At 63.7% G+C, this 23,905-nt stretch carries 24 protein-coding genes and 1 tRNA gene; 8 read left to right on the forward strand and 17 right to left on the reverse strand.

Annotated elements, in window-relative coordinates; all coding sequences use genetic code 11:
* Positions 1 to 3 precede the first annotated feature (3 nt).
* On the forward strand, positions 4 to 945 hold the full coding sequence (locus AC1DQK_RS02770; protein WP_477867171.1) for a Gfo/Idh/MocA family oxidoreductase: 942 nt from the start codon (positions 4 to 6) through the stop codon (positions 943 to 945).
* Complete coding sequence (gene pobA / locus AC1DQK_RS02775; protein ID WP_477867173.1) at positions 942 to 2,141, forward strand: 4-hydroxybenzoate 3-monooxygenase; 1,200 nt, start codon at positions 942 to 944, stop codon at positions 2,139 to 2,141. Before AC1DQK_RS02770 ends, pobA begins: the two co-directional genes overlap by 4 nt.
* Positions 2,142 to 2,278: 137 nt before the next feature.
* Here pobA and AC1DQK_RS02780 read toward each other — a convergent pair whose 3' ends face one another.
* Genes AC1DQK_RS02780 through AC1DQK_RS02790 form a run of 3 tightly spaced genes read right to left on the reverse strand, consistent with a single transcriptional unit; the run spans position 2,279 to position 4,396 of the window.
* Positions 2,279 to 2,788 (reverse strand): cupin domain-containing protein, encoded by a 510-nt coding sequence (locus AC1DQK_RS02780; RefSeq protein WP_477867175.1) that lies wholly within the window; start codon positions 2,786 to 2,788, stop codon positions 2,279 to 2,281.
* A 20-nt stretch (positions 2,789 to 2,808) separates the two neighbouring features.
* Positions 2,809 to 3,459 carry an EthD domain-containing protein gene (locus AC1DQK_RS02785; RefSeq protein WP_477867177.1) on the reverse strand — a complete coding sequence of 217 codons (651 nt, stop codon included), beginning with the start codon at positions 3,457 to 3,459 and terminating at the stop codon, positions 2,809 to 2,811.
* A complete protein-coding gene (locus AC1DQK_RS02790; RefSeq protein ID WP_477867179.1) occupies positions 3,452 to 4,396 on the reverse strand; it encodes a fumarylacetoacetate hydrolase family protein in 945 nt (314 codons plus the stop codon). The genes AC1DQK_RS02785 and AC1DQK_RS02790 overlap by 8 nt, the downstream gene beginning before the upstream one ends.
* Positions 4,397 to 4,560: 164 nt before the next feature.
* Here AC1DQK_RS02790 and AC1DQK_RS02795 point away from each other — a divergent pair, with 164 nt between their 5' ends.
* On the forward strand, positions 4,561 to 5,712 hold the full coding sequence (locus AC1DQK_RS02795; protein ID WP_477867181.1) for an alpha/beta hydrolase: 1,152 nt from the start codon (positions 4,561 to 4,563) through the stop codon (positions 5,710 to 5,712).
* A gap of 97 nt (positions 5,713 to 5,809) precedes the next feature.
* Here AC1DQK_RS02795 and AC1DQK_RS02800 read toward each other — a convergent pair whose 3' ends face one another.
* The 4 genes from AC1DQK_RS02800 to AC1DQK_RS02815 all read right to left on the reverse strand — a co-directional run bounded on the left by AC1DQK_RS02800 (position 5,810) and on the right by AC1DQK_RS02815 (position 11,453).
* Positions 5,810 to 6,913: a VOC family protein gene (locus AC1DQK_RS02800; protein WP_477867183.1), complete on the reverse strand. Its 1,104-nt coding sequence runs from the start codon at positions 6,911 to 6,913 to the stop codon at positions 5,810 to 5,812.
* Between the two features lie 137 nt (positions 6,914 to 7,050).
* Positions 7,051 to 8,055 (reverse strand): LysR family transcriptional regulator, encoded by a 1,005-nt coding sequence (locus AC1DQK_RS02805; RefSeq protein ID WP_477867185.1) that lies wholly within the window; start codon positions 8,053 to 8,055, stop codon positions 7,051 to 7,053.
* Between the two features lie 19 nt (positions 8,056 to 8,074).
* Positions 8,075 to 8,992: an NAD-dependent epimerase/dehydratase family protein gene (locus AC1DQK_RS02810; protein ID WP_477867187.1), complete on the reverse strand. Its 918-nt coding sequence runs from the start codon at positions 8,990 to 8,992 to the stop codon at positions 8,075 to 8,077.
* 13 nt (positions 8,993 to 9,005) lie between these two features.
* Positions 9,006 to 11,453, reverse strand: coding sequence for a TonB-dependent receptor (locus tag AC1DQK_RS02815; RefSeq protein ID WP_477867189.1), 2,448 nt, complete (start codon positions 11,451 to 11,453; stop codon positions 9,006 to 9,008).
* 270 nt (positions 11,454 to 11,723) lie between these two features.
* Here AC1DQK_RS02815 and AC1DQK_RS02820 point away from each other — a divergent pair, with 270 nt between their 5' ends.
* From AC1DQK_RS02820 to AC1DQK_RS02830, 3 genes are all read left to right on the forward strand, one after another.
* Positions 11,724 to 12,437: an SDR family NAD(P)-dependent oxidoreductase gene (locus AC1DQK_RS02820; RefSeq protein ID WP_477867191.1), complete on the forward strand. Its 714-nt coding sequence runs from the start codon at positions 11,724 to 11,726 to the stop codon at positions 12,435 to 12,437.
* A gap of 10 nt (positions 12,438 to 12,447) precedes the next feature.
* Positions 12,448 to 13,470: a Rieske 2Fe-2S domain-containing protein gene (locus tag AC1DQK_RS02825; protein ID WP_477867193.1), complete on the forward strand. Its 1,023-nt coding sequence runs from the start codon at positions 12,448 to 12,450 to the stop codon at positions 13,468 to 13,470.
* Positions 13,471 to 13,561: 91 nt separating this feature from the next.
* Positions 13,562 to 14,701: an FAD-dependent monooxygenase gene (locus AC1DQK_RS02830; protein WP_477867195.1), complete on the forward strand. Its 1,140-nt coding sequence runs from the start codon at positions 13,562 to 13,564 to the stop codon at positions 14,699 to 14,701.
* On the opposite strand, the gene AC1DQK_RS02835 is transcribed toward AC1DQK_RS02830, so the two are convergent.
* The 3 genes from AC1DQK_RS02835 to AC1DQK_RS02845 all read right to left on the reverse strand — a co-directional run bounded on the left by AC1DQK_RS02835 (position 14,702) and on the right by AC1DQK_RS02845 (position 16,363).
* Positions 14,702 to 14,899: a hypothetical protein gene (locus AC1DQK_RS02835; RefSeq protein ID WP_477867197.1), complete on the reverse strand. Its 198-nt coding sequence runs from the start codon at positions 14,897 to 14,899 to the stop codon at positions 14,702 to 14,704.
* A gap of 61 nt (positions 14,900 to 14,960) precedes the next feature.
* Positions 14,961 to 16,064, reverse strand: coding sequence for an NAD(P)/FAD-dependent oxidoreductase (locus AC1DQK_RS02840; protein WP_477867199.1), 1,104 nt, complete (start codon positions 16,062 to 16,064; stop codon positions 14,961 to 14,963).
* Between the two features lie 206 nt (positions 16,065 to 16,270).
* Positions 16,271 to 16,363 (reverse strand) — tRNA-Ser (locus AC1DQK_RS02845).
* A gap of 149 nt (positions 16,364 to 16,512) precedes the next feature.
* On the opposite strand from AC1DQK_RS02845, the gene AC1DQK_RS02850 reads away from it, so the two are divergent.
* Positions 16,513 to 17,277, forward strand: a complete 765-nt coding sequence (locus AC1DQK_RS02850; protein WP_477867201.1) for a DUF1134 domain-containing protein — start codon at positions 16,513 to 16,515, stop codon at positions 17,275 to 17,277.
* Between the two features lie 7 nt (positions 17,278 to 17,284).
* Here AC1DQK_RS02850 and pgeF read toward each other — a convergent pair whose 3' ends face one another.
* The 7 genes from pgeF to AC1DQK_RS02885 form a co-directional block, all read right to left on the reverse strand.
* Complete coding sequence (pgeF, locus tag AC1DQK_RS02855; RefSeq protein ID WP_477867203.1) at positions 17,285 to 18,052, reverse strand: peptidoglycan editing factor PgeF; 768 nt, start codon at positions 18,050 to 18,052, stop codon at positions 17,285 to 17,287.
* Positions 18,049 to 18,342 carry an acylphosphatase gene (locus AC1DQK_RS02860; RefSeq protein ID WP_477867205.1) on the reverse strand — a complete coding sequence of 98 codons (294 nt, stop codon included), beginning with the start codon at positions 18,340 to 18,342 and terminating at the stop codon, positions 18,049 to 18,051. The genes pgeF and AC1DQK_RS02860 overlap by 4 nt, the downstream gene beginning before the upstream one ends.
* Positions 18,339 to 19,409 carry a chorismate synthase gene (aroC, locus tag AC1DQK_RS02865; RefSeq protein WP_477867207.1) on the reverse strand — a complete coding sequence of 357 codons (1,071 nt, stop codon included), beginning with the start codon at positions 19,407 to 19,409 and terminating at the stop codon, positions 18,339 to 18,341. The genes AC1DQK_RS02860 and aroC overlap by 4 nt, the downstream gene beginning before the upstream one ends.
* Positions 19,406 to 19,822, reverse strand: a complete 417-nt coding sequence (locus AC1DQK_RS02870; protein WP_477867209.1) for an endonuclease domain-containing protein — start codon at positions 19,820 to 19,822, stop codon at positions 19,406 to 19,408. The genes aroC and AC1DQK_RS02870 overlap by 4 nt, the downstream gene beginning before the upstream one ends.
* Before the next feature lie 73 nt (positions 19,823 to 19,895).
* Positions 19,896 to 20,699 (reverse strand): enoyl-ACP reductase FabI, encoded by an 804-nt coding sequence (gene fabI / locus AC1DQK_RS02875; RefSeq protein ID WP_477867211.1) that lies wholly within the window; start codon positions 20,697 to 20,699, stop codon positions 19,896 to 19,898.
* A gap of 10 nt (positions 20,700 to 20,709) precedes the next feature.
* Positions 20,710 to 21,573, reverse strand: coding sequence for a YihY/virulence factor BrkB family protein (locus AC1DQK_RS02880; RefSeq protein ID WP_477867212.1), 864 nt, complete (start codon positions 21,571 to 21,573; stop codon positions 20,710 to 20,712).
* A gap of 110 nt (positions 21,574 to 21,683) precedes the next feature.
* Positions 21,684 to 22,652, reverse strand: a complete 969-nt coding sequence (locus AC1DQK_RS02885) for a DnaJ C-terminal domain-containing protein (RefSeq protein ID WP_477867725.1) — start codon at positions 22,650 to 22,652, stop codon at positions 21,684 to 21,686.
* Between the two features lie 169 nt (positions 22,653 to 22,821).
* Between AC1DQK_RS02885 and AC1DQK_RS02890 the strand changes: the two genes are divergently transcribed.
* Entirely contained in the window at positions 22,822 to 23,904 is a 1,083-nt protein-coding gene (locus AC1DQK_RS02890) for a zinc-binding metallopeptidase family protein (RefSeq protein WP_477867214.1), read from the forward strand.
* Position 23,905 lies beyond the last annotated feature (1 nt).

The following is a 23,905-nucleotide window of genomic DNA, read 5'->3' on the forward strand; positions in this document are numbered from 1 at the left end:
TCCATGAAAATTGCCCTCGTCGGCGGCGGCGCTTTCGGAGAGAAGCATCTCGATGCCCTGAAACAGATCGATGACGTCGAGATCATTTCGATCGTTGGACGGCCCCTCGAACCCACCCGGGCGCTTGCCGCCAGATATGGCGTTGCGCACGCGACCACCGACCTTGCCGAGGCGCTCGCGCTGCCCGACCTGGATGCCGTAATCCTGGCCACACCGACCCCGCTACACGCTTCACAGGCTGTCCAGTGCATGGAAGCCGGCAAGCATGTTCAGGTCGAGATCCCACTGTGCGACGGCTTGGCCGACGGTGAGGCGGTGCTGAAGAAGCAGCAGAAAACCGGCCTCGTCGCGATGGTTGGCCACACCCGCAGATTCAACCCGAGCCATCAATATATTCACAACAAGATCCGTGCGGGCGAGCTGAACATCCAACAAATGGACGTGCAGACCTATTTCTTCCGTCGAAAGAACATGAACGCAAAGGGTGAGCCGCGGAGCTGGACCGATCATTTGCTATGGCATCACGCCGCGCACACGGTCGATCTCTTCGCATATCAGGCGGGCCCGATCGTACAGTCGGCCATCCTGCAGGGGCCGATCCATCCCGAACTCGGCATCGCAATGGACATGTCTATCCAGCTGAAGGCGGAGAGCGGCGCGATCTGCACGCTTTCGCTCAGCTTCAACAATGACGGCCCACTCGGCACCTTCTTCCGGTACATCTGCGATAATGGCACCTGGATCGCGCGCTATGACGATCTCGTCACGGGCAAGGAGGAGCCGATCGACCTGAGCGGCGTGGCCATTTCTCCAAATGGCATCGAACTGCAGGATCGCGAATTCGTAAGCGCCATCCGCGAGGGCCGCGAACCCAATGCCTCGGTGGCGCAGGTCATGCCCTGCTACCGCGTGCTGGACGTCCTGGAGAGGCAGCTCGGCGCATGAGGCCGGTCCCGGGAACGACAATAGGCGCAGAAACGCAGGTCGCGATCGTCGGAAGCGGTCCCGCAGGACTGCTGCTCGGACATCTTTTGCGGGCCGCTGGAATAAACTGCGTCATCGTCGAGCGACAGAGCCGGGACTACGTCGAAAGCAGGATTCGCGCTGGCGTGCTGGAGACGGTCACGACCGATCTGCTTCGCAAGCTGGGGGTCGATACCGGGCTGAACGCCGTCGGACTGAAGGAGGAAGGCTTCAATCTGGCCACTGGCGAAAAGCTTATCCGTATCGACATCGCCCGGCTCACCGGCAGGCATGTCATGGTCTATGGCCAGACCGAGGTGACGCGCGACCTGATCGACGCGGCGCCCGATCGCGGGCTTGATATCATCTTCGAGGCCAAGGACGTCGAACTCCACGAGCTGGAAGGCGACAAGCCATTCGTGACCTTCGCCCAGGACGGAATCGAGCAGAGGATCACCGCCGACTTCATCGCGGGGTGCGACGGCTTCCACGGGCCGTCGCGCCGAGCGATCCCCACGGCCAGGATTCGCGAATTCGAGCGCGAATATCCCTTCGGCTGGCTCGGCATTCTCGCCGACGTACCGCCATGCCACCCCGAGCTGATCTATTCAAACGGCCCTCGCGGCTTTGCGCTTGCTTCGATGCGCTCGCGTACCCGCAGCCGCTACTACATCCAGGTACCACTGACCGAGCGACTGGAGGACTGGCCCCCGGAACGTCTGTGGGACGAACTGGCGCTCCGGTTCGACCCGATCTCTGAACGTGGCGTCACAACTGGCCCTGCACTGGAGATGTCGATCGCGCCGCTTCGGTCCTATGTGTTCGAGACAATGCGGCATGGTCGATTGTTTTTGGCCGGGGATGCGGCGCATATCGTTCCACCGACCGGAGCCAAGGGCCTCAACCTTGCTGCATCCGATGTGGCCTATCTGTCAGATGCCCTGATCGCCCACTATCGCGATGGCAGCGACTCCGCACTGGAGGCCTATGAACAGCGGGCGCTTGCCCGTATCTGGAAAGCCGAGCGCTTCAGCTGGTATCTCACCAAGCTGATGCATCGTTTCCCGGAGGATGGTGATTTCGAACACCGGATGCAGATTTCCGAACTCGACTATGTTGCCTCGTCCGAGGCAATGCAGCGGGTGATCGCGGAGAATTATGTGGGGCTTCCGCTTTGACCCGGCGGCGAGCCGACGCGGCTTATCCGGCGCCAGGGCGTTCAGCTCAGGCCGCATCGACCTGAGCCACGCCTGGGACGTTGCATCCGGTCCACCAACCGCCGCTGTCGTCACCGGCATGTCCGGCGAAGATCTCGTCATTTGAGATCCGGCTTATCCTCCGGCAACGATTGTCCATTGTGCAGATAGGCCGGCGCTTCGATCAATACGAACGCGATGCGGCAGGGCTTGTCTGTCGTGTTGCGCCACAGGTGGTTCGTACCCCGCTGCACGACGATCCCGCCCTGACGCACCGTACGCTTCGCCCCATCATCGAGTTCAAGCTCGACCTCGCCTTCCAGGACGATGCCGTAGTCGATCGAGTTGGTGCGATGCATCGGGCTTTCCTTGCCCGGCAGCATGTCGACCACGCGGATCACGGATCCTCCTTCCAGCGTCAGCCCTGCGTCGCGCTGACGGCCATCGGTCTCATCGTTGTTGTCGGCCGGCACCGTCGGCGTCGTCCAGATCAGCAGAAACGAGGCATCGCCCGAAGGGATCAACTTCGTCGGCGCCACATCCTCGGACTTGAACACGGCGCGGCCGTTTCCGTCATGCCCGGTGACAATGCGCTGCACGGGAGGAAGGCCGGAATCGGAAATCTGCATGAGGATAGGCTCCGTCGGAATCAGATGAAACGTAAGGCATCGACAAGCAGGAAACGGACATCGCTCGCCGCGTCGAGTGTGGCCACGGTCCGCGCTACCGTGGCGACGTCGGCGCCGGGATCGAGGCCGATCTCGTCAAACCAGCGATGATCGAAGCTGTCTTCGATCACGCGGCCAAGGTTGGTCGTTACGCCCCGCACACCAGGCAGCGAAATGACCGCCGAAAGTCTGTCTGCCCGCACGTCGAGATCGTCATCGCCGCTGGTGCGAAAGGCGAACAGCTTGCGCGGAGCATCGTCCGTACCGGGTGCTATGGCCTGTTCCTGCGCGAACATGGCCACCGAACCTTCGATTTCGCGAAAGTTGTCCTCGTCAGGCCCGATCCGCTCACGGTAGGCGGCGCTCGCCCTCGAGGCAGCCATATCGGCAAGCGCATCGAATCGGATCACCGTCACCGCATCGCGATCTTCCAGCACAGGCTCCACCGGACAGTCGATGGCGTAGTGATGGACATAGCCGCGAAAGGTACCGGAGACCGCAGGCTCGGACATGACCATCGGCCCGTGCACGGCCGAAAGGTGGCGGCGCAATCCGGCGCGCCCGAGGCCTGCAAGCGTGCGCGGCAGGATCACCAGCTTGATCGGGCCGAATGGCGGAGCTTGGTCAGCCACGGACAACGGTCTGTTCGATCGCGCCGAACGGAGCGCGGCCCCGCGCGTCCACGGCTTCCATCTTCACCCTGTCCCCGAACCGCATGAATTCCGTGCGCGCGGCGCCCTCGTCGATCACTTCGATCCCGCGTCGCTCGGCAATGCAAGACGATCCGATCTCGCGGAAATTGGCGTTCGAAACCGTGCCCGATCCGATGACTGTCCCCGCCACAAGATCACGGGTCCGCGCCGCATGGGCTATCAGTTCATGAAAGCCGTGGCCCATCGGCTTGCCATTGGCCGCACCGAAGGGCCGGTCGTTCCAGTCGACAATGAGGTCGAGGCAGGCGCGCCCATCGCGCCACTGGTCACCCAGTTCGTCAGGCGTGATGGCGAACGGCGCCATGCCGCATGGAGGCTTGGCCTGGACCCAGCCGAAACCGGTCTTCATCTCCGGGCCCGCCAGCGTGCGCAAGGACCAGTCGTTGATCTGCACCAGCAAGCGAATGTGCCGCATCGCGTCTACGCTGCCGGTGCCCATCGGCACGGCATCCACGATCACCCCGAACTCGCCCTCGAAGTCGATGCCCAGAGCCTCATCGGGGAACTTCACGTCGTCGGTTGGGCCATAGAACTTGTCCGAGGTGCCCTGATACATGAGCGGCACGTCGGTCTTCGGCTTGGCTATGCCCAGAACCGCGTCCATCAGATCGCCGTGGCTCTGGAAGGCCGAACCATCGAGCCACTGCCACGCGCGCGGCAAGGGCGCCATTATCCCGGCGGGATCAAGAGGGTCGGGAAAGGTGGTAATCCCACTCAATGCGGGTTCGACCTTGCCCCAGTTCTCCAGCGCCTGCTGCATGGTCGGCACCGGAGCCGACGCACAGGCCAGGCCATCGGGCGATACGACGACCAGCCGCCCGTCCCGCGTGCCATCGCGCAGTGTCGCCAGTCGCATCCTGCCATATCTCCCGAACCGCTGCCTGACCCTGTCGATATAAGGCCCGCCGGCGCTGGACAAAGGCATTCGGTCGATAGTCTTGCATCGATACAATGCGATGGTGGCTCGGCGTGCCCTACTGCAAGGGTAGCACGACCGACAACAGCCCTGCGGGGAGAAGCATGTTCGAACCCTTCCCAGGAAACTACGTCTGGAACCTCGGCATCAACCTCGCCCTGATCGCGGGCGGCAATCATGGCGAGCTGGACGCGGTGTGCCGCCCGGTTCGCGAAGGGGCCAGGGCTGGAGCCGACGCGGGGTCTGCCATGCTGTTCGACAGCTGGATCGCGGTGGCCGATCAGGTCACCCGCAACGCCGAACGGGACGAGGCCGAGGGCTTTCTTTTGTCCGCCGGTGCCAAGTTCCTGCGCGCATCGGGCTATTACCTCGGCGCCGAACGCCTGCAGAGCCGCGACTACGCACCGCGATGGGTGGCCTACGACAAGGGCCTCGATCTTTACCACAAGGGCTGCGCCCTGCGCGGCCTGCATGTCGACAAGGTCGAAATTCCCTACGAAGGATCGAGCTACCCCGCGATCTTCGTCCACGATGGCAGCAGCACGGCGCGCCCTACGCTGGTCTCGGTCAACGGTCTCGATTCGATGAAAGAACAGGTCGCCATGGCGGGCCACGGCGCGGTCAATCTCGAGCGCGGGATGAACACGCTGTTCCTCGACCAGCCGGGAACCGGCGAGGCGATCCGCAAGCGCAACCTGCCTGCCGTCTTCGCTGCCGAACGCTGGGGCAGTCCCGCCTTCGACTATCTGCTGACTCGCAGCGATGTGAACCATTCGAAGATCGGTATCTTCGGCCTTTCGTTCGGCGGCTATCACGCTCCGCGCATTGCCGCCAACGATCCCCGCTATGCCCTTTGCGCGGTGATGGGCGCCAACCACGTCTGGGGCCGGCGCCAGCGCGAACGGGTTGCCAACGAGGGCGAGAACCCCGTGCCGCACTACTGGGACCACGTCATGTGGGTTTTCGGCATCGACGATCGCGATGCCTTCCTCGAATATGCCGACCAGATCACGCTCGACGGACAGGTCGAGAAGATCCGGGTGCCGTTCCTCATCACCCACGGCGAGAACGACCGCCAGATTCCCGCCTTCAATGCACAGATGAGCTACGATCAGGCGGTGAACAGCCCCAAGCGCACTCTGCGCATGTTCACGAAAAACGACTTCGAGGTCGAACATTGCGGGGCCGACAATGGTACCGGCATGCGCGACTATATCGCCGACTGGTGCGCGCAGATCTTCGCGGAGATGGGCTGACCGGCAAAGCCCGCGCGCAGCCGCTCAGCCATGGCACGCAAAAGGACCCTTGCGTTTCGAGCTGTTCGAAGGACTGCGCCGCTGACCCTGCCCGCGCTCAGATGGCGTGCTCGTCCTCGGCGGTCAGCTTGGCCAGATCGCCGTCGATCTGCTGCTTGCCCGGCTTTGCCCGGCGGAACGGCTCGAAGCTCCTGCGGTCCTGATCGAACGCCATATCCCACGGAATGCCGTCGCCCCGGAAAATCGCAGGGGCATTGGCCGACCACAGCAGCGATCCGAACTTGAAGTCCCAGGCCCGCGGCACCCAGTTGTCATCGAGGTAATCGGTATCGGCGTGGTACTCGGCCTCGCCCGCATCGCCCGGAATTTCGCAATAATAGTAGATTGCGCTGGAGATGCGGTGGCGGGAGATGCCGCCGCTAGTGTTCATCGTGGTGTTCTTCCAGCCCTTGTTGTCCATGATGTTCGCGCCGAGCATGACCTCGTCGATGTCGTCCATCCCGAACGCGATGTGCATGAACCTGAAGTGGTCTGGCGCAATCGGCAGATCGCAGTTTACCCAGAAGATCGAATGGTGCTCGTAAGTTCCGCCCGGCCGGGCAAAGATGCCGGTGCCCTTCGAATGGTCCACATATCGAAAGCCCATGTGACGCTCGTAGAACTCGAAGCTGCCGACATAGTCCGGGCTGAAGAACACCACGTGGTTGATCGTCTTGGGAGTGGCCTTGCGGCGCCAGATGCGATGCTGGTTGAAACGCGGCCAGCTTGACGGGGTGTTGACCGGGCTCGCCGCGGAAACCACGGCACGCTTGTCCCACACCCGTAGCGCAATGGGCTGGCCATCGGGACACAGGCACCGCACAGTGCCATCGGCATCGCGCCGGACTGCCACCTCCGTCGCGAGGCTTGCGGCGATCCTGTCGAGATTTCCGGCGCAGTCCACGCCCCACACGGTCTCCTTCACCCCGTCGCCGGGGAACGGATCAGGCGAAGGCAGGCGCGCATCGCCGTGGCGCAGCAGGATCACACGGCTACCCGAAGCCAGACGGAACACGCTCTCGTCTTCGCCGCGGCTTTCCAGCGGCAAGCCAAAGTCGGTCCAGAAGCGGGTGTGCTCGGCAAGGTCGGCAACGCCGAAAACCACGCTCTCGACCCCGAGTACGGCAGAAATGCTGGCGAGGCAGGGTTGTTGGTCGGACATGGTTCTCTCCGAAATCGTCTCAGGCTGCCGTCATGCCCAATGCCTCCGCCTAGCGGAAACCGATCTTTCGGCAGGGCAGCTATCGACAGTCTGGATACATGGAGGCCCGCGACGACTTCGATTGCGCAAGGGCCTGATTACCGCTGCGGGTGGTGCATGCGGTATTCGACATCGATCTCGCCGCGATCGAGCGTGGAGGCGGTTTCGAGCGGCACCACGTTGGCATCGCGCACCGGCGCGGTCGCCAATGCCGCGGCCTGAAGCCTCTCAACCACCCACCGAAGAGCGCGGTCGTTGCTGTTGGCGATGTTCCATTGCACGCTCTCACGGATCGGCGGGATCGCGAAAGGAACCTCCCGCATCACCAGCGGCATGGATCGCACCACGATTTCCGCCATGCGCCGGTGCATCGTGGCAATGCGATTGGTCCCCCCGATCAGGCCCGGCAGCGAAAGGAACGTCGGCGCCACCACCTCGACCCGGCGCTGCTGCTTGTGGCGCCGCACGAACCAGTCCTCAAATGCTGGCACGCGAGACTTGCCGAAGCGCGCGGAAACATGGCCAAGGCCGAAGTAGAGTTCCCTCGTCATAGGCTGGTGCATGGCGGGATTGTCCTGAGCGCCAACAACGACGTAGTCGTCCTCGAACAGCAGCTGGCTCGGGTGATCGGGAGAAATCGCATAGTCGATCGTGAGCAGGAGGTCGACGTGACCCCGGTCGATCGCCTCGATCGGGTTGTCGTTCATCGTCTGGATCTCGAAACGTATGTTCGGTGCTTCAGTCTCCAGTTTGGCCAGCATAGCTGCCAGCAGGACTTCGGTCGAATAATCCGAAGCCATGATCCGTATCAGGCGATCGGCCGTCAGGGGATCGAACGGCGGGGCTACCGCGACGGTGGTGCGGATCTGTTCGAGCACCGCCCGGACCGGATCTATCAACTCTTCGGCCCGCGCGGTGAGGATCATGTTACGCCCCTTCACCACCAGCAATTCGTCACCGAAATACTCGCGTAAACGGCCCAGCGCACTCGATGTGGCCGACTGCGAGAGGCATAGCCGGTCGGCCGCAAGGCTGACGCTGCGCTCGGCCAGCAATGCATCGAGCGCCACGAGCAGATTGAGGTCCAGTCGTCCGAATCGCATCGCCACCTCCGCCGCGCCTTCAAATCGTTGCGAGGGCGCTTGCCACGAGTGTAGCAAGGTCTTCATCATGCGCAAAACCGGCACGCTCCGCGGCAGGCGTCGCCAGCGGCGGTTGCGTTGCGAAAGTCGCTTCGAGGGCGGCATCCGGCGCGTAGGAGACGAGGTCCGTCGGAACTGCGCATTGACGCGCAATTTCTGTCGCAAGATCACCCATCGCAATGCGCAGCGCGGGCAGCGTCACTACGCGGGTCGATGGCATAAGGCCAGAATCCAGCGTAAGCGCATGCGCGAAATTGCGCGCACATTGTCGCACCGATTGCGCCCAGATCCTGCCCTGCGTTGAAACCGGGCAGGTAAATTCCTCGCCCGCCTTCAATGCGTGGAACAGGTCCGACATGAACGCCGATTTCATGCCCGAAGGCCCTTTGGGCCGCGCAAGGATGCCGGGCAGACGCACGCTCACCCCGTCGATCAGGCCGCGATTGGAAAACATCGCCACCGCGTCCTCCATCATCGCCTTGTGCCCCCCGTAGATCATCTTGGGAGAAAGCGGCGTGGTATCGTCGACCAGCGGCGGCAGCGGATCGCCGAACACCGCAATCGAACTGGCGTAGACGACGCGCAGGCCCGGATTGACCGCCGCCGCTTCCAGCAGCAGATCGTACATCGCATCGAGGTTGATCCGGCGCGAGGCGGCCGGATCAGCCTCGGCCGCGCCCCCCGGAACCGTGGCAAGATGGATCAGCGCGTCGCAGCCCTGCCCCAGTGCCGCGGCGCGCACCGCGCCATCGCCCAGGTCGCCGGCAACGCACCGAGCGTCCGAGGGCACGCCCCCCGCCGCGCTGTCGATCCCGGTAACCGTGTGACCGGCATCGACGAGCAGGCGGACTAGCTCTCGTCCGACGAACCCGCCGGCACCGGTCACCACCACGTTCACGCCGTCGGGCTCCTCAGAAATTGCCGGACAGGCGCAGGCCATAGGTGCGCGGTGCCGAGAAGTGGCCCACAGCCACACCGATCGGCGCGGCTTGCGGCGCAAGGTTGCGGCGCTTGCCCTCAATGTTGCGCACAAAGCCGGTCAGCGCCCAGCCACCATCCGCCGTCCGCAGGGTCAGCGAGGCATCGGTCGTCCAGTAGGCCGGGATGTTCTCGAAGGCGAGATATTCGAACCCGCCCCACTGGCGGTCGCGCCAGGCGGTATCGATATTGGCCACCAGCTCCAGCCTGTCGCCCAGCGGCACCACCTGTTCGGCTCCCAGATTCACCGTCCACTTCGGCGAATAGAGCAGCGGATTGCCCGAGCAGTTGAAGTCCTTGACGGGCGCGCCGCCAGCCGTGCCGCCAGTGAAGGTGAACGGACAGGCAAAGTTGTCGCGTGGGGCAGCGGTGAAGAGGTGCAGGTTGTCGTACTTGGCGTCGAGGTACTGGACCTTGGCGCTGAGCGCGGTGCCCCGCGCAGGCTTCACCTGCAGGTCGGCATCGATGCCCTTGATCGTGGCTCGGCCGGCGTTTTCGCTCGAGTTGATGAGCGTGCCCGAGGTATCGACCGTGAAGTAGGTGATCTGCTGGTCACGATACTTCCAGATGAAGGCTTCGAGGTTCAGCTGGGCCCGATTGTCGAAGAAGCGGTTCTTGGACCCGATGGTGTAGGCGGTAATGAACTCGGGCTTGTAGCGGGTGCGGCTCTCGCTCATCTGCAGGCCGCCCGCCCGGTAGCCGCTCTCCACCGTCGCATAGAGCAGGTTCTGGTCGGTCACGTCGAATTCCGCCGAAGCCTTCCACGTCACGCGCGAGAAGCCAAGCGTGTCCTTCACCGGGCTGTGCGTCTTGAGAATCGCGCCGACGCCGCTGAGCAGCGGAAAGACCTGCGGGTTGTTCTGGTTCGCGCTGTTGGCGGCGATCCAGCCGTTGGCCGCCAGCCAGTTGACCGTATCGGCAGAATTCAGGAAGTTCGGGTAATGAGGCACGTTGCCCGGCGTGGCGCAGCCGATCCCGAACGAGGCAGGCGGAGTCACCAATGCCGGCGGCAATCCGCCGCAGAACGTGATGAAGTTGTTGATCAGTCCGTCGATCGACTTCTTGTCATGCGTGTAACGCGCGCCGCCGATCAGGCGGAAACGATCCGAAACGTGCGCGGTCAGCTGGCCAAACGCGGCATAGCTGTCGGTCTTGTGACGATAGTCGATGATCGGGAGCACGAACTCCTGGTTGAACTGGTTGTTCGCGTCGATCTTCTCGTTGAAGAAGAACCCGCCGACGACATAGTCGACCATGCCCACGTTCCCCGCGAGACGCGCCTCGAAGCTGGTCTGGCGGATCTTCTCGTTGGTGTTCGCGGTGTTGAATGCCGGACCATAGAAGAAGGTGTGATCCTCGCTTTCACGATAGGCCGGAATGATCGTCACCTTGCCGATGCTGGTTTTCCAGTTCAGCTCGGCGTTGACGCCCCAGTAGGTGCTGTCCAGCCGCTGGTCGGCGTTCATCGAGCTGAGGAACGCAAAGGCCGGCCCGCCAAGGTTCTGCCGGCGGAAGGCGTTGGCCGCAGCGGTGTTGAAGCCTTCGCTGTCATCAAGGCCCGAAGGGAAGAAGTTGTAGCCTCCGGTGCCGTTGGGCGCAAAACCACCGATGTAGGTACCGCCGATGCCCTTGCCGCCAAGATGCGTGTAATCGGCACCGATGCGCAGCGAGAGGTCGCTCGAAGGCTCGATCAGGTACTGCGCACGCAGCGAGCCACGGTGCAGATCGTCGGTCCCGTCGCGATTGAAGCCATCACGGTCGGAATAGGCAGCCCCTAGGCGCAGGGCGCTGTTGGCGCTTACGCCGAGGTTGACATGCGCATCGACATCGACCGCATTGTAGTTGCCGTAGCCAAGGTTGAATCCTGCCGAGGTGCGGCCGATCTCGGGACGGGCGGGAATGATGTTGACCGCGCCGCCCGTGGCATTGCGACCATAAAGGATACCCTGCGGCCCCTTCAACACCTCCACGCGGGCAAGGTCATAGAAGGCCGCGCCGAACACGCCGCCGCCGCGGCCCAGCACTACGCCATCATAGCTCGGCGTTACGGCCGGATCGGTCCAGCTTGCCGTGGTGATGTTCCCCACGCCGCGGACGAAAATCGACGAGATGTTCCCGCCCGCTGCCGGAAACGAAATTGCCGGAACGGCCTTGGTGATGTCGATGGCATTGCTGATGCCGCGCTCGGAAAGATCCGCGCCCGACACGGCATCTATGGCCAGCGCCGCTTTCTGCAGCGTTTCTTCCCTGCGCTGCGCGGTCACGATGATTTCGCCCAGACCAGTGTCGTCGGACGGGGTCGATTGCGCTTCCTGCGCGAAGGCCGGCACGGCCAGAGCAAGGGCGGTGATGGCGGTTGTTCCAAGAAGTACCAGGCGCATAAGAATCCCTCCCCTATTGCTCGATATCGCTGTTGGCTGCCGGGATAGTGCCTGCTCGCCTGAAACGCCCGCTCCTTGTATCGATACTTTCCTATCGACGGTTCGAATGTATGCGCGGCAACACTTGCCAGCGTTGCGCGTCCCGAACCCCTGCCGGTCGATGGATACCTATCGACACTTCGAGTTTTCCCTGCCGGACAAGGCGCTCTATCCAACTGCAATGGCGGGCATATGCCTGCGCATTGGCAACGCAGATCGTGGGAGAAAACAATGGCAAACCGGCTTGCAGGCAAGATCGCCATCGTCACGGGTGCCGGAAACGGCATCGGCAAAGGCTGTGCGGAAATCTTCGCATCCGAAGGCGCAACGGTGATCGGGGTCGATCTCAAGGGGGCTGACCACGCCTGCGACCTGCTCGACGAAGCCGCCACCAACGCCCTCTTCGCCGAGGTCGGTGCGCAGCACGGCAAAATCGATATCCTCGTCAACGCCGCAGCCTTTGCCATCTTCGCCTGGATCGAGGACCTGACCTATGCCGACTGGAAAAGGACGCTCGATGCCGAACTCGACATCGTCTTCCTGCCCACCCGCGCGGCATGGCCCCTCCTCAAGGCAAGCGCGGCGGCGAGCGTGATCAATTTCGCCAGCGCCAATGCCTGGAAGGCGCTCGAAGGCTCGCCCGCGCTTGCCCACTGCGCTGGCAAAGGTGGCATCCTTTCCATGACGCGCCAGCTGGCCATGGAAGGCGCGCCGCACAACATTCGCGCCAATACCATCGCCCCCGGCTTCATCCGCACCGAATCCACCGGTCGCCATCTCGATATGCATCCGGAATTTCTCGAGATCGTGCTGTCGAAGAACATGCTCAAGCTGGTCGGCGAACCATCCGACATCGCATGGTGCGCCACCTGGCTTGCCAGCAACGAGGCGCGCTACGTCACCGGGGCAGATTTCTCGATCGATGCCGGTGCCACCGCCTGGTAGGATGCGAACCATGACCAAATACCTGATGAACACCTGGTATCAGGCCGGGTTTTCCGGCGAAGTCCCGGCAGGCGGCAAGCTCGCCCGCACCATCTGCGAAGTGCCGCTCGTCTTCTACCGCCGCGCCGAAGGATCGCTGACCGCGCTGGTAGACCGTTGCCCGCATCGCTTCGCGCCGCTCTCGGCGGGCCGGGTCGATGGCGACAACATCTTCTGCGGTTACCATGGCCTCGGCTTCGGCGCGGACGGCAACTGCATGCACAATCCGCACGGACCGATCGTATCGGCGCTGGCCGTGCGCAGCTTTTCGGTGGCCGAGCGGCACACGATCATATGGGTCTGGCTGGGCGATGCCGACGCCGATCCGGCGCTGATCCCCGATCTGTCGTACATCGACGAGACTCCGCCACAGGCCCGTATTTCCGGCTACATGCCCACCGCCGCGAACTACCAGCTGCTCAGCGACAACATCCTCGATCTCAGTCACGCCGACTTCCTGCACCCCGATACGCTCGGCGGCATCAACAGCACCGCGAAGACCACCAACCGGCAGGAGGGCGGCAAGGTCGTAGTCGACTGGTTGGCCGAGAACTGCGACCCGCCTCCGGCCTTCCGCGCCACCGTCCAAGGAGCCGGTCGCGCCGACGTGTGGACCGAAGTTGTCTGGCAGGCTCCTGCGGTGATGACTTTGGGCGTGGCTGCCGTGCCCGCCGGACAACCGCGAACCTGGCACGACGAGGGCTATACCCTGCACAACATGGTGCCGGAAACAGCCACGTCGACACACTACTTCTACTGCTCGACCCGCCGCTTCCGTGTGGACGACGAGGGCTTCAGCCAGTTCCTGCGCGGTGCGCTCGAGCAGGCCTTCGTGCAGGAGGACAAGCCCATGCTGGAAAGCCAACAGGCGCGCATCGGCAATACGGATTTCTGGTCGCTTGAGCCGGTTCTGCTCAAGATCGATGCGGCCAGCACCCGCGCCCGTCGCCTGCTCGCCCAGAAGATCGCAGACGAGGGCGCAGCACTGACCTGAAAGCGCGCGGCCGAACGTCCCGCCGGCGTCGATGGATTCCTATCCATTGTTCCAATTTGCCAGCCGGGACCGGCCCCTTCATGCATCGGCCATGACCGGGAAGAGCATCAGCAGCATCGCAACGGCGCTTGTCGTGGGCGGGGGTATCGGCGGAATGGCAAGCGCGATCAGCCTTGCCGAACGAGGGGTGATGGTCGACCTGATCGATCTCGACCCGGACTGGCGCGTCTATGGCGCAGGCATCACGATAACCGGCCCCACCCTGCGCGCCTATCGGCGGCTAGGCCTGCTCGACCAGATAAAGCAGCAGGGCGCGATCACCAGCAAGACCCGTCTGTTCCGCTATGACGGCACGCACATGTTCGATCTCGACGAGCCGGTAATCGAGGAAGGCCTGCCCGCCACCGGCGGGATCATGCGCCCCGTGCTGCATCACATCATGCAGCAGCGCGTGCGCGAACTTGCCATGCCGGTGCGCCTCGGCCTCACTGTCGCCGCGCTCGAAAACCGCGATGATGGCGTCGACGTGCACTTTTCCGATGGCGGTGAAGGCCGTTACGATCTCGTGGTCGGTGCCGACAGCGTGTTCTCGGCCGTACGCGATCTCGCCTTCCCGCATATGCGACCTGCCGTACCGACCGGGCAGGGATGCTGGCGCATCTCGATCCGCAAGCCGCCGGGGCTTGAAGCTGGCGAATTCTTTCTCGGCCATGCCAACCCCTGCGGCATCACCGCCTGTGCGCCCGACCACGTCTACATGTGGATGCTTACACCCCATGTCGAGCGCGAGACTTTCATGGACGAAGAGCAGCTCTTCGATACCCTGAAAGAACTGCTCAAGGACTTCGGCGGCAATGCCGGCTGGATCCGCGACAACATGACGCCCGAGGACTGGATCAATTACCGGCCCCTTGCTGCCGCGCTCCAGCCGAAGGACTGGTTCAATGGACGGATCGTGCTCGTCGGAGATGCTGTACACGCCACGACTCCGCACCTCGCGTCGGGGGCCGGTATGGCCGTCGAAAGCGGCATCGTGCTGGCCGAGGAGCTTGCGAACTCCAACCAGGTGGCGAAGGCGCTTCTTGCCTATCAGGAGCGCCGGTTCGAACGCTGTCGCGATGTTATCGAGACCAGCATTGCCGTAGGCAGGCTACAACTGGAGAATGGCGACCCGGAAGTTCATGCGCATATGCTTGAAGGCGCGCTACAACGCCTCAACGACCCATTTTGATCAGACAAAACGGGTATCGCTCACGATCGAACCGAAGTTGAATTGGCCCGGTTGTACCATCGGGGATGAAGTACGTGCCCCCAGCCCGCCGGAAAGGAAGATACCGCCAGGCGTCGCCTGCGAGATGATGCGAATCCAAGCTTCGGCCTCGGCCCGTGTATCGAAGGTAGCGGACACCGTCTCGACCTTGCGACGCAACTGGACGCACCACGATCTCTTTCTGCACCGACTATGATATAATCGAATCGTTCACCGTCGTTCATACAAGCCCGTCCCGCACATAGCGCGCAATCGCGAGGCCAGAGGTGAGGCCGGGGGACTCGATTCCGAACAGATTGACCAATCCAGCGCATCCGTGATCGCTCGGAAGCGAAATCACGAAATCGGCCGCGGGCTCGCCTGGGCCGCTGAGTTTTGGCCTGATCCCCGTATAACCGGGTTCCAGACGGTCAGGATCGACATCGGGCCAGATTGACTTTGCCGCCGCGACAAAGGCCGGTTTGCGGGTCGCGTCGAGATGATAGTCGACATGATCAATCCACTCGACGTCGGGGCCGAAGCGCGCCTGTCCGGCGAGGTCGAGCGTCAGATGAAGGCCCAGACCGCCGGGTTCGGGCACCGGATATATGAGATGTTCGAAAGGCGCTCGACCCGAAAGGGTGAAGTAGACCCCGCGCGCCAGATATAGCGGCGGAACGAAATGAGGATCGAGTCCCTCGATCGCGGATGCAAGATCCTGCGCTGCCAGTCCCGCTGAATTCACGAGCAATGACGCACAAAGAACGGCGTTGTCCTCGCCCTCTACGTAGATATGCCAGCTGTCTTCACGGCGCACGGCGCGTGTCACGCGGGTGCGCGGAACGAACAAAGTTCCATGCGCCTCCGCCTCGCCGAGCATGGTCGCCATCAGTGCATGGGAATCGACAATACCCGTCGAGGGCGAAAAAAGCGCCGCCGCGCAATCCAGACGCGGCTCTAACCGACGAGCACCCATCGCATCCAGAACGCGCAAGTCCAAAACCCCGGCGGCCGTCCCGGCGGCCAGGATCCGTTCGAGCACGGGGATCTGCTCTTCGTCCCGTGCAAAGATCAATTTGCCCAGCCGCTTGTGGGGAACTGCATGGCGGGCGCAATAGTCATAGAGTCGGTCCCGCCCTTCGACGCACAGCCGCGCCTTCAGCGAACCGGCTGGATAATAAAGACCGGCATGAATGACTTCGCTGTTGCGGCTGCTGGTCCAGCTGCCCTGGGTCGGCTCGCCATCCACCAACACCACTTCACGCCCTGAAAGCGCCAGCTCGCGCGCGATTGCGATCCCGACGACACCGGCCCCCACAATGATGGCATCAACTCTTTCCATCATCGCCTCATTAAAACTTGGATCGCTTCAAGTTTGCGGATGTCCGTCGTCAGGACATTTGGCGCAGGTCGTGGAGTAAATTAGCGGAGTGCGGGCCTCGTCTGGGGATTGACGTTAGGCGGCGAGCTTGCGGTGCTGCAAGCGCCGATGTTCGATGGTCTGTTTAGCCAATCCCAGCAGGCTGTTGCGGACCCCTGCGGAAGGGCGCTTGGCGGAGACGGAGGGATTCGAACCCTCGGTAGGAGTAATCCCCCTACGGCGGTTTAGCAAACCGCTGGTTTCAGCCACTCACCCACGTCTCCGGGAAGGCAGAGGCCGGGCTATAGCGAGCGCATGCCCTGCGATCAACCGCCTCGATCGCCTATCCGGATAATCATCACCGCGTTCATTGCAGCGACAGGCAAAAGCGGCTTTACCTGTGCCAAGGCAAGGCGGTTATCGGAGAGTGGCGATGAACTACGGCAAGGTGCTGGGCGTGGCGGTGATGCTGGCCCTTGGCGGAACGGGCGCTGCCCGGGCGCAGGTGCGCACCGTCGATCCCAACCAGGCGAACGACCTTGCGCCGGTACCTGCGAGCGAGGCCGACTATGGCACGAAGGTGGCCGCTCCCGCCGCGCCTGCACAGCCCGCTGCCCCGCAATCCACCGAGGCCGCTGCTGACACGGTGTCACGAGAGGCCGCCCCGCCGCCGCCCGCCGGTGCGCGGGCGCAGGCCGCCGATGCCGCCGCCAACAACACCTATGCCCAGGATGACGTACTCAGCGCCGCCGAAGGCGTGTTCGGCCGGGGCGCCGAGGGGCTTGCCAAGCTGGTCGAGAAAATCTTCAAGGAACAGGGGCGACCGAACGCCTATATCGCCGGCCGCGAGGCCGGCGGCGCGATCGTGGTGGGCGTGCGCTACGGCTCGGGCACTCTGTTCCACAAGGTCGAGGGGCAGATGCCGGTCTATTGGACCGGCCCGTCGCTGGGCTTCGATCTCGGCGCCAACGGCTCGAAGAGCTTCGTGCTCGTCTATAACCTGTTCGACAGCAACGACCTCTTCCGCCGCTATCCTTCCGCCGAAGGGGCGGCCTATGTCGTCGGCGGGTTCACTGCGACCTATTTGCGCCGGGGCGACGTCGTGCTGATCCCGATCCGGCTCGGCGTCGGCTGGCGGCTCGGCGTCAATGTGGGTTATATGAACTTCACCCGGGAATCGAAGGCGGTGCCGTTCTGAGGATCGCTCAGGCGGGCAGTCCGATCAGCGAGATCTGCCGGCCATAGCCCGGTTCGCCGCGATGGGTCGCGCGGCGAAAGCTGTAGAATCGATCGGGCTGGGCATAGGTGTCCTCGCCAAGTGCGATCACCCGCGCGATGCCGGCCGATGCCAGCCGATGCGCGACATAGGCTTCGATGTCGAACTGGGCATGGCCGGCCCGGCGCCCGTCCGCGAAGAAGCGCTCATTGGCTGGATCATCGTCCTCGAAACGCCGCACGAAAGCCTCGTCGACTTCATAGCTTGCGCGCGCGATGCAGGGGCCGATCGCGGCGGTGATCGCCGAACGCTGTGCGCCCAGCCTCTCCATCGCGTCGATGGTGCTATCGGTCACGCCCGAGATCGCACCCTTCCAGCCGGCATGGGCGGCGCCGATCACCCCTGCCCCCTTGTCGGCGAACAGCACGGGCACGCAGTCGGCGGTGAGGATGCCGAGCAGCAGGCCCGGCCGGTCGGTGACCAGTGCATCGGCATGGGGCCGTCCAGCATCGGCAAAGGGCTCGGTGACCGCGACGGCGTCTGCCGAATGAACCTGGTGGAGCGTGACGAGGCGATAGCCCGGAGCGATCGCCTCGACGGCGCGGCGGCGGTTCTCGACGATAGCGGCGCGATCGTCGTCGGAACCCAGCCCGACATTGAGCCCGGCGTGAATCCCTTCGGACACGCCGCCCTCGCGGCCGAGAAAGCCGTGGGGGAGATCGCCCAACGCATCGACGCGGATCGGCTTCACGCTCATATCGTCGCCTTCTGGATGAAGCCCGCAGCGACAGTGGCGGCTATGTCCTCGACGGTCACCTTGTCGACCCGCGCTGCGGGTGGCCCCGCATGGCAGCGCACGATCAGCGCCTCGACCTTGTCGGCCGGCCCGGCCACCACGGCTTCGACGGAACCATCGATCCGGTTGCGCACCCAGCCATCGAGGCCGAGTTCGTTCGCCTGATCGATCGTCCAGCCGCGATACCACACCCCCTGGACCTTGCCCTTGACGTGGATGCGCCGGGCAATCCGCCCCGGATCGGAGCTCATCCGCGCTGAGCCCGCTGCAGCAGCTTCTGGTCGGCGAGCACCAGCGCCATCATCGCCTCGACCACCGGCGCGGCGCGGATGCCGACGCAGGGATCGTGGCGGCCCTTGGTGCGGATGTCTGCGGCCTGGCCGTCATTGCCGATGGTCTCCACCGGCGTCAGGATCGAGGAGGTCGGCTTGAGCGCGACCCGCACCACCACTGGCTGCCCGGTCGAAATGCCGCCCGCCACGCCGCCGGCGTGATTGGCGAGGAACAGCGGCTTGCCGTCCTTGCCCGGCCGCATCGGATCGGCATTGGTCTCGCCGGTCAGCCGCGCCGCCGCGAAGCCGTCGCCGATCTCGACGCCCTTGACCGCGTTGATGCTCATCATCGCCGACGCCAGTTCGCTGTCCAGCTTGGCATAAAGCGGCGCGCCCCAGCCGGCCGGCAGTCCCTCGGCTATGCACTCGACAATAGCGCCCACCGACGATCCCGCCTTGCGCGCCCCGTCGACAATGGCTTCCCAGCGCTCGGCCGCCGCCCGGTCCGGGCAGAAGAACGGGTTCTCGTCGATCGCCGCGTCGTCAAAGAACGCCCGGTCGATCGCATCCCCGCCCAGTTCGACCAGGTAGGCGCGGATCCGGACCTCGGGAATCACCAGCCGCGCCACGGCGCCGGCGGCAACCCGCGACGCCGTTTCGCGCGCCGACGATCGCCCGCCGCCGCGATAGTCGCGAAAGCCATATTTGGCGTCATAGGCATAATCGGCATGGCCAGGCCGATAGGCGAGCGCGACTTCGGAATAATCCTTTGAGCGCTGGTCGACATTCTCGATCATCAGGCTGATGGGCGTGCCGGTCGTCTTGCCCTCGAAAACCCCGGACAGGATGCGCACCTGATCCGGCTCCTGCCGCTGGGTGGTGAAACGCGAAGTGCCCGGCCGGCGCTTGTCGAGCCAGGGCTGGATGTCGCCTTCCTTCAGTTCGAGCCCCGGAGGACAGCCGTCTACGACAGCCCCGATCGCGGGGCCATGGCTCTCGCCCCAGGTGGAGAAACGGAAAACGCGGCCGAAGGAGTTGTAGCTCATAGAGCCCCTCTCCCTTCAGGGGAGAGGGAGGGACCCAAGCCGGAGGCTTGGGAGGGTGAGGGTTCTTCTTTCAAGGCATTCATGATTGAAGTCAGTACCCCGTCCAGGTTGTCGCGCACGTCATTGTTCCAGAAGCGCAGCACGCGATAGCCCTGTTGCGCGAGAAAGGCCGTGCGTCGATCGTCATATTCCTGCTGCTCGGCATGTTGGCCGCCGTCGGCTTCGATCACGAGCCTCCGATCGAGGCATACGAAGTCGACAATATAGTTTCCAAGCCACATCTGCCGCCGGAACTTCGCGTCTTCGAGGCGTCGACCGCGCAGATTCGACCAGAGCAGCTTCTCTGCGTCCGTACAGAAGGTACGGAGCGATCTCAGCCGTTCGATCGGCTCGGTGCCAGGTGGTCGCTGCATTGAGCCTGCCCTCACCCTCCCGCCGCTGTGCGGCGGGTCCCTCCCTCTCCCCTGAAGGGAGAGGGTTCATTTGCTAAGCCAAGGCGATGTCCGGCGCGTCCTCGGCCTTCATGCCGATGACGTTGTAGCCTGCGTCGACGTGGTGGATCTCGCCGGTCACGCCGCTCGCCAGCTGCGACAGAAGATAGACGCCGGCCCCGCCGACATCGTCGATCGTCACGTTGCGGCGAAGCGGTGAGTTCAGCTCATTCCATTTGAGGATATAGCGGAAATCGCCGATCCCGCTCGCGGCCAGGGTCTTGATAGGGCCGGCCGAGATCGCATTGACGCGGATATTCTCCGGGCCCAGGTCCATCGCCAGATATTTGACGCTCGTCTCCAGCGCGGCCTTGGCCACGCCCATGACGTTGTAATGCGGCACGACCTTTTCGGCGCCATAATAGCTGAGCGTCAGCACCGAGCCGCCCTCGGTCATCATCGGGCGGGCACGCTTCGTCACCGCTACCAGGCTGTAGGCCGAAATGTTCATCGTCATCAGGAAATTGTCGAGACTGGTGTCGACGAACAGGCCGCGCAGCTCATTCTTGTCGGAAAAGCCGATCGCGTGGACCAGGAAGTCGATCGTCGGCCAGCGCTCGGCCAGCGTCGCGAAGGCGACGTCGAGCGCGGCATCGTTCGAGACGTCGCATTCGATCAGGAAGTCGGAGCCGACCTGCTCGGCCAGCGGACGCACGCGTCGCTCCAGTGCCTCGCCCTGATAGCTGAAGGCCATTTCGGCGCCCTGTTCGTGGAGTGCCTTGGCAATCCCCCACGCCAGCGAGCGATCATTGGCGAGGCCCATGATCAGCCCGCGCTTCCCCGTCATCAAACCCGCCACGACATCTCCCTTACTCGTTCGGCGCCGCCTCCTTTACAGAGCTTTCCGGGGTTTCCGCTAGAGCCGCGTTGAGATGAGCGCCGAAAACAAGCCCAAGCCCCACCAGCCAGAAGAACAGCAGCGTCACGATGACGCCCGCAAGGCTGCCATAGGTGCGGCCATAACCGCCAAATGCGCTCACCACGACGGGCAGCAGCATCGTCACCGCCATCCACCATAGGCCGGTAAACAGCGCACCCGGCCATTTCGGGCAGGGCGCATAGCGATATTTGGATGGAGTGAGCGTGGCGAACATCGCATAGAGCGCCCCCACCAGCATCAGCAGCGGCGCGATCCGCGACAGGTTGATCAGCGGCTGAAGGCTGGCGCCGACCGGCAGCAGCCGCCAGATGAACTGCTCGACGCCGGTAAGCACCACCTGCGCACTGAACGCCGACATGGTCAGGATCACCGAAACGATGATGATCAGGATCGAACCGGCGCGATAGTGCCAGAAGCCGCGGGACGGCTTGGTGCCATAGGCGCGATGGAGGATGTCGCGGATCGTCTCGACGAAGCTGCCGACGGTCCACAGCCCCACCAGCGCGCCCAGCCAGAGCAGGGCGCCGCTGTTATTGGCGGCGAGCACGTCGCGGATCGGCTGCGAGATCAGGTCGCGCACCGATATCGGGACAGTCCGCAGGAAGCCATAGACCGCATGCTGGACATCGGGCGTGCGTCCGAACAGCTGCGCCAGCGCCGCCATCACGATGAAGAAGGGAAACATCGTCAGCAGGGCCAGATAGGCGATGTTCCCGGCGTGGATGAAGCCGTCGTTATACACACCCAGCGCAGCGCGGCTGACGATCGTGTAGACCCGGCCGCCGGGGCGCATCTCCGCCAGATGCTTTTCGAAAGGACGACGCCGGCGCGCTTCGGGAGATTGGTCCGTTGTCAGAGCCGCGCTCCCTATTGTCCCACCCAGCTGGAAAGACTGTTACGCCGTCAAACGCCCAGATTGGCTCGCGGGTTGCGCTTGCCCTTTGCGGACCAATTCTCGACGAAGGCTTCCAGCTCGGCATCCTCGGCGGGAATGTCGATCATCACGGTGACAAGCTGGTCGCCGCGCGATCCATCCTTGCGGTAGAAGCCCTTGCCCTTGAGCCGCAGCGTCTTGCCCGAGCTGCTGCCCTTGGGGATGCCGAGCATCACCGCGCCGTCGACCGTCGGAACCTTGACCTTCGCGCCCAGCAGCGCCTCGTCGATCGCCACCGGCAGGTCAAGGCGGACATCATCCTCGTCGCGCCTGAAGTAGCGATGCGGGCGAATGTCCACGGTGATGATGGCGTCGCCATTGCCGCCAGGGCCGGCCTCGCCCTGTCCAGTCAGCCGCATCTGGGTGCCAGACTCGACGCCGTTGGGCAATTTGACGTCGATCGTCTTGCCATTGGCCAGCGTGATCCGCTTCGGCTTCAGCGCCGCGGCATCCTCGAACGGCACCGCCAGGCGATAGGCGATGTCGGGGCCCTTGGGCGGACGACCGCCGCCCTGGCTGCCGAAGCCGCCAAAACCGCCCGGTCGGCGCGCGCCAGCACCCGCGCCTGCGCCGCGCGAGCGGCCGAAAATACCTTCGAAGATATCGCCGAAATCGGCGCCATCGCCGGTGAACTCGTAGTTTGCCCCGCCTGGGCCGGCGCCGGGATTGAAGCCGCCGCCGCCGCCACGTCCGCCGAAGCCGAACGGCCCGCGCGGATTGCCCTGCTCATCGATTTCGCCACGGTCATATTGGGCGCGCTTGTCCCGGTCCGACAGCAGATCATAGGCCGCCGTGACATCGGCGAAGCGCTCGGTCGCCTTGGGATTGTCCTTGTTGCGATCGGGATGAAGCTCCTTGGCGAGCTTGCGATAGGCCTTCTTTATCTCGGCCTCGTCGGCGCCGCGCTTCACCCCAAGCTTCGAATACAGATCGGCCATAGTCGTCGTCGTCATCCTGCAATCGCACCCTGTTGCATTTATGCAACAGATCAGATGTGTACCGCCTCGCCATTAAGCAAGTGCAAATTTCATTTGCCGCAGGGCAACTCGGCCGGTCCGCTGGCGTTCTGCGACCGAAACCTCCCAACTACAAGCGAGTTACTTACCTATGGCGCCTTATCCGTGCCCTAACTGCAAGCGCCTGAACCATTTCGAGGTGCGCGTGTGCCCAGGCTGCGCCTTCACGCTGGGCTTCGACCCCGCGTCGGATGGCTTCCTGTTCCTCGGCGACGGCGCCACCACCTGGCGCGACGGCAACGGCGGAACCCATGACGTCGCGGTCTGCGCGAACAACAATGAATATGGCGTCTGCAACTGGCTGGTCTCGACCACCGACAACACCCCCTTCTGTCGCGCCTGCCGCCACAATCGCACGATTCCAGACCTGACCGTCCCAACCGTGCCCGAGCGCTGGGGCAGGATCGAGGAAGCGAAGCGCCGGCTGTTCCACACGCTGATCAAGCTGGGTCTGCCACTGGAAACCAAGGCCGAGGAAGTCGATCATATCCAGGGACTTGCCTTTGATTTCTTATATGACCCCTCAGCCGAGTTGCAGGGCCAGAGACAGGTCCTGACCGGCCATGACGGCGGCGTGGTGACGCTTAACCTGATCGAAGCCGACGATGTCGAGCGCGAGCGGATGCGACGGAGCATGGGCGAGCCCTATCGCACGCTCCTCGGCCATTTCCGGCACGAGGTCGGCCATCATTACTGGTCGCGGCTGGTCGAGCAGGACCCGCAGGAACTGCAGGCGTTCCGCTCCATATTCGGAGACGAGACGATCGACTATGCCCAGGCGCTGCAGGACCATTACGGCCCGAGCAGCCAGAAGGTCTGGACCGACGACTATGTAAGCTTCTACGCGACGTCGCATCCTTGGGAGGATTTCGCCGAAACCTTCGCTCATTATCTCCACCTGGTGGACACGCTGGCGACGATCGGCGGCTTCGACATGCGGATGGCGCCGTTTCCGGGGCCGGAGAGCCACCCTGGCGCCGTGGTCGACTTCGATTGCTATACCGCTAGCACGGACCAGCTGATGGCCGAGATGGTGCCTTACAGCTTCGCGCTGAACGCTGTGAACCGGAGCATGGGCCAGCCCGACCTCTATCCGTTCCGGCTGACGCCGGCGATCATGGGGAAGATCGATTATGTGAACCGCCTGGTCGCGAAGGCGGCGGGGCGGGGATAGG

The organism is Rhizorhabdus sp. P4_G5, from assembly GCF_056401065.1.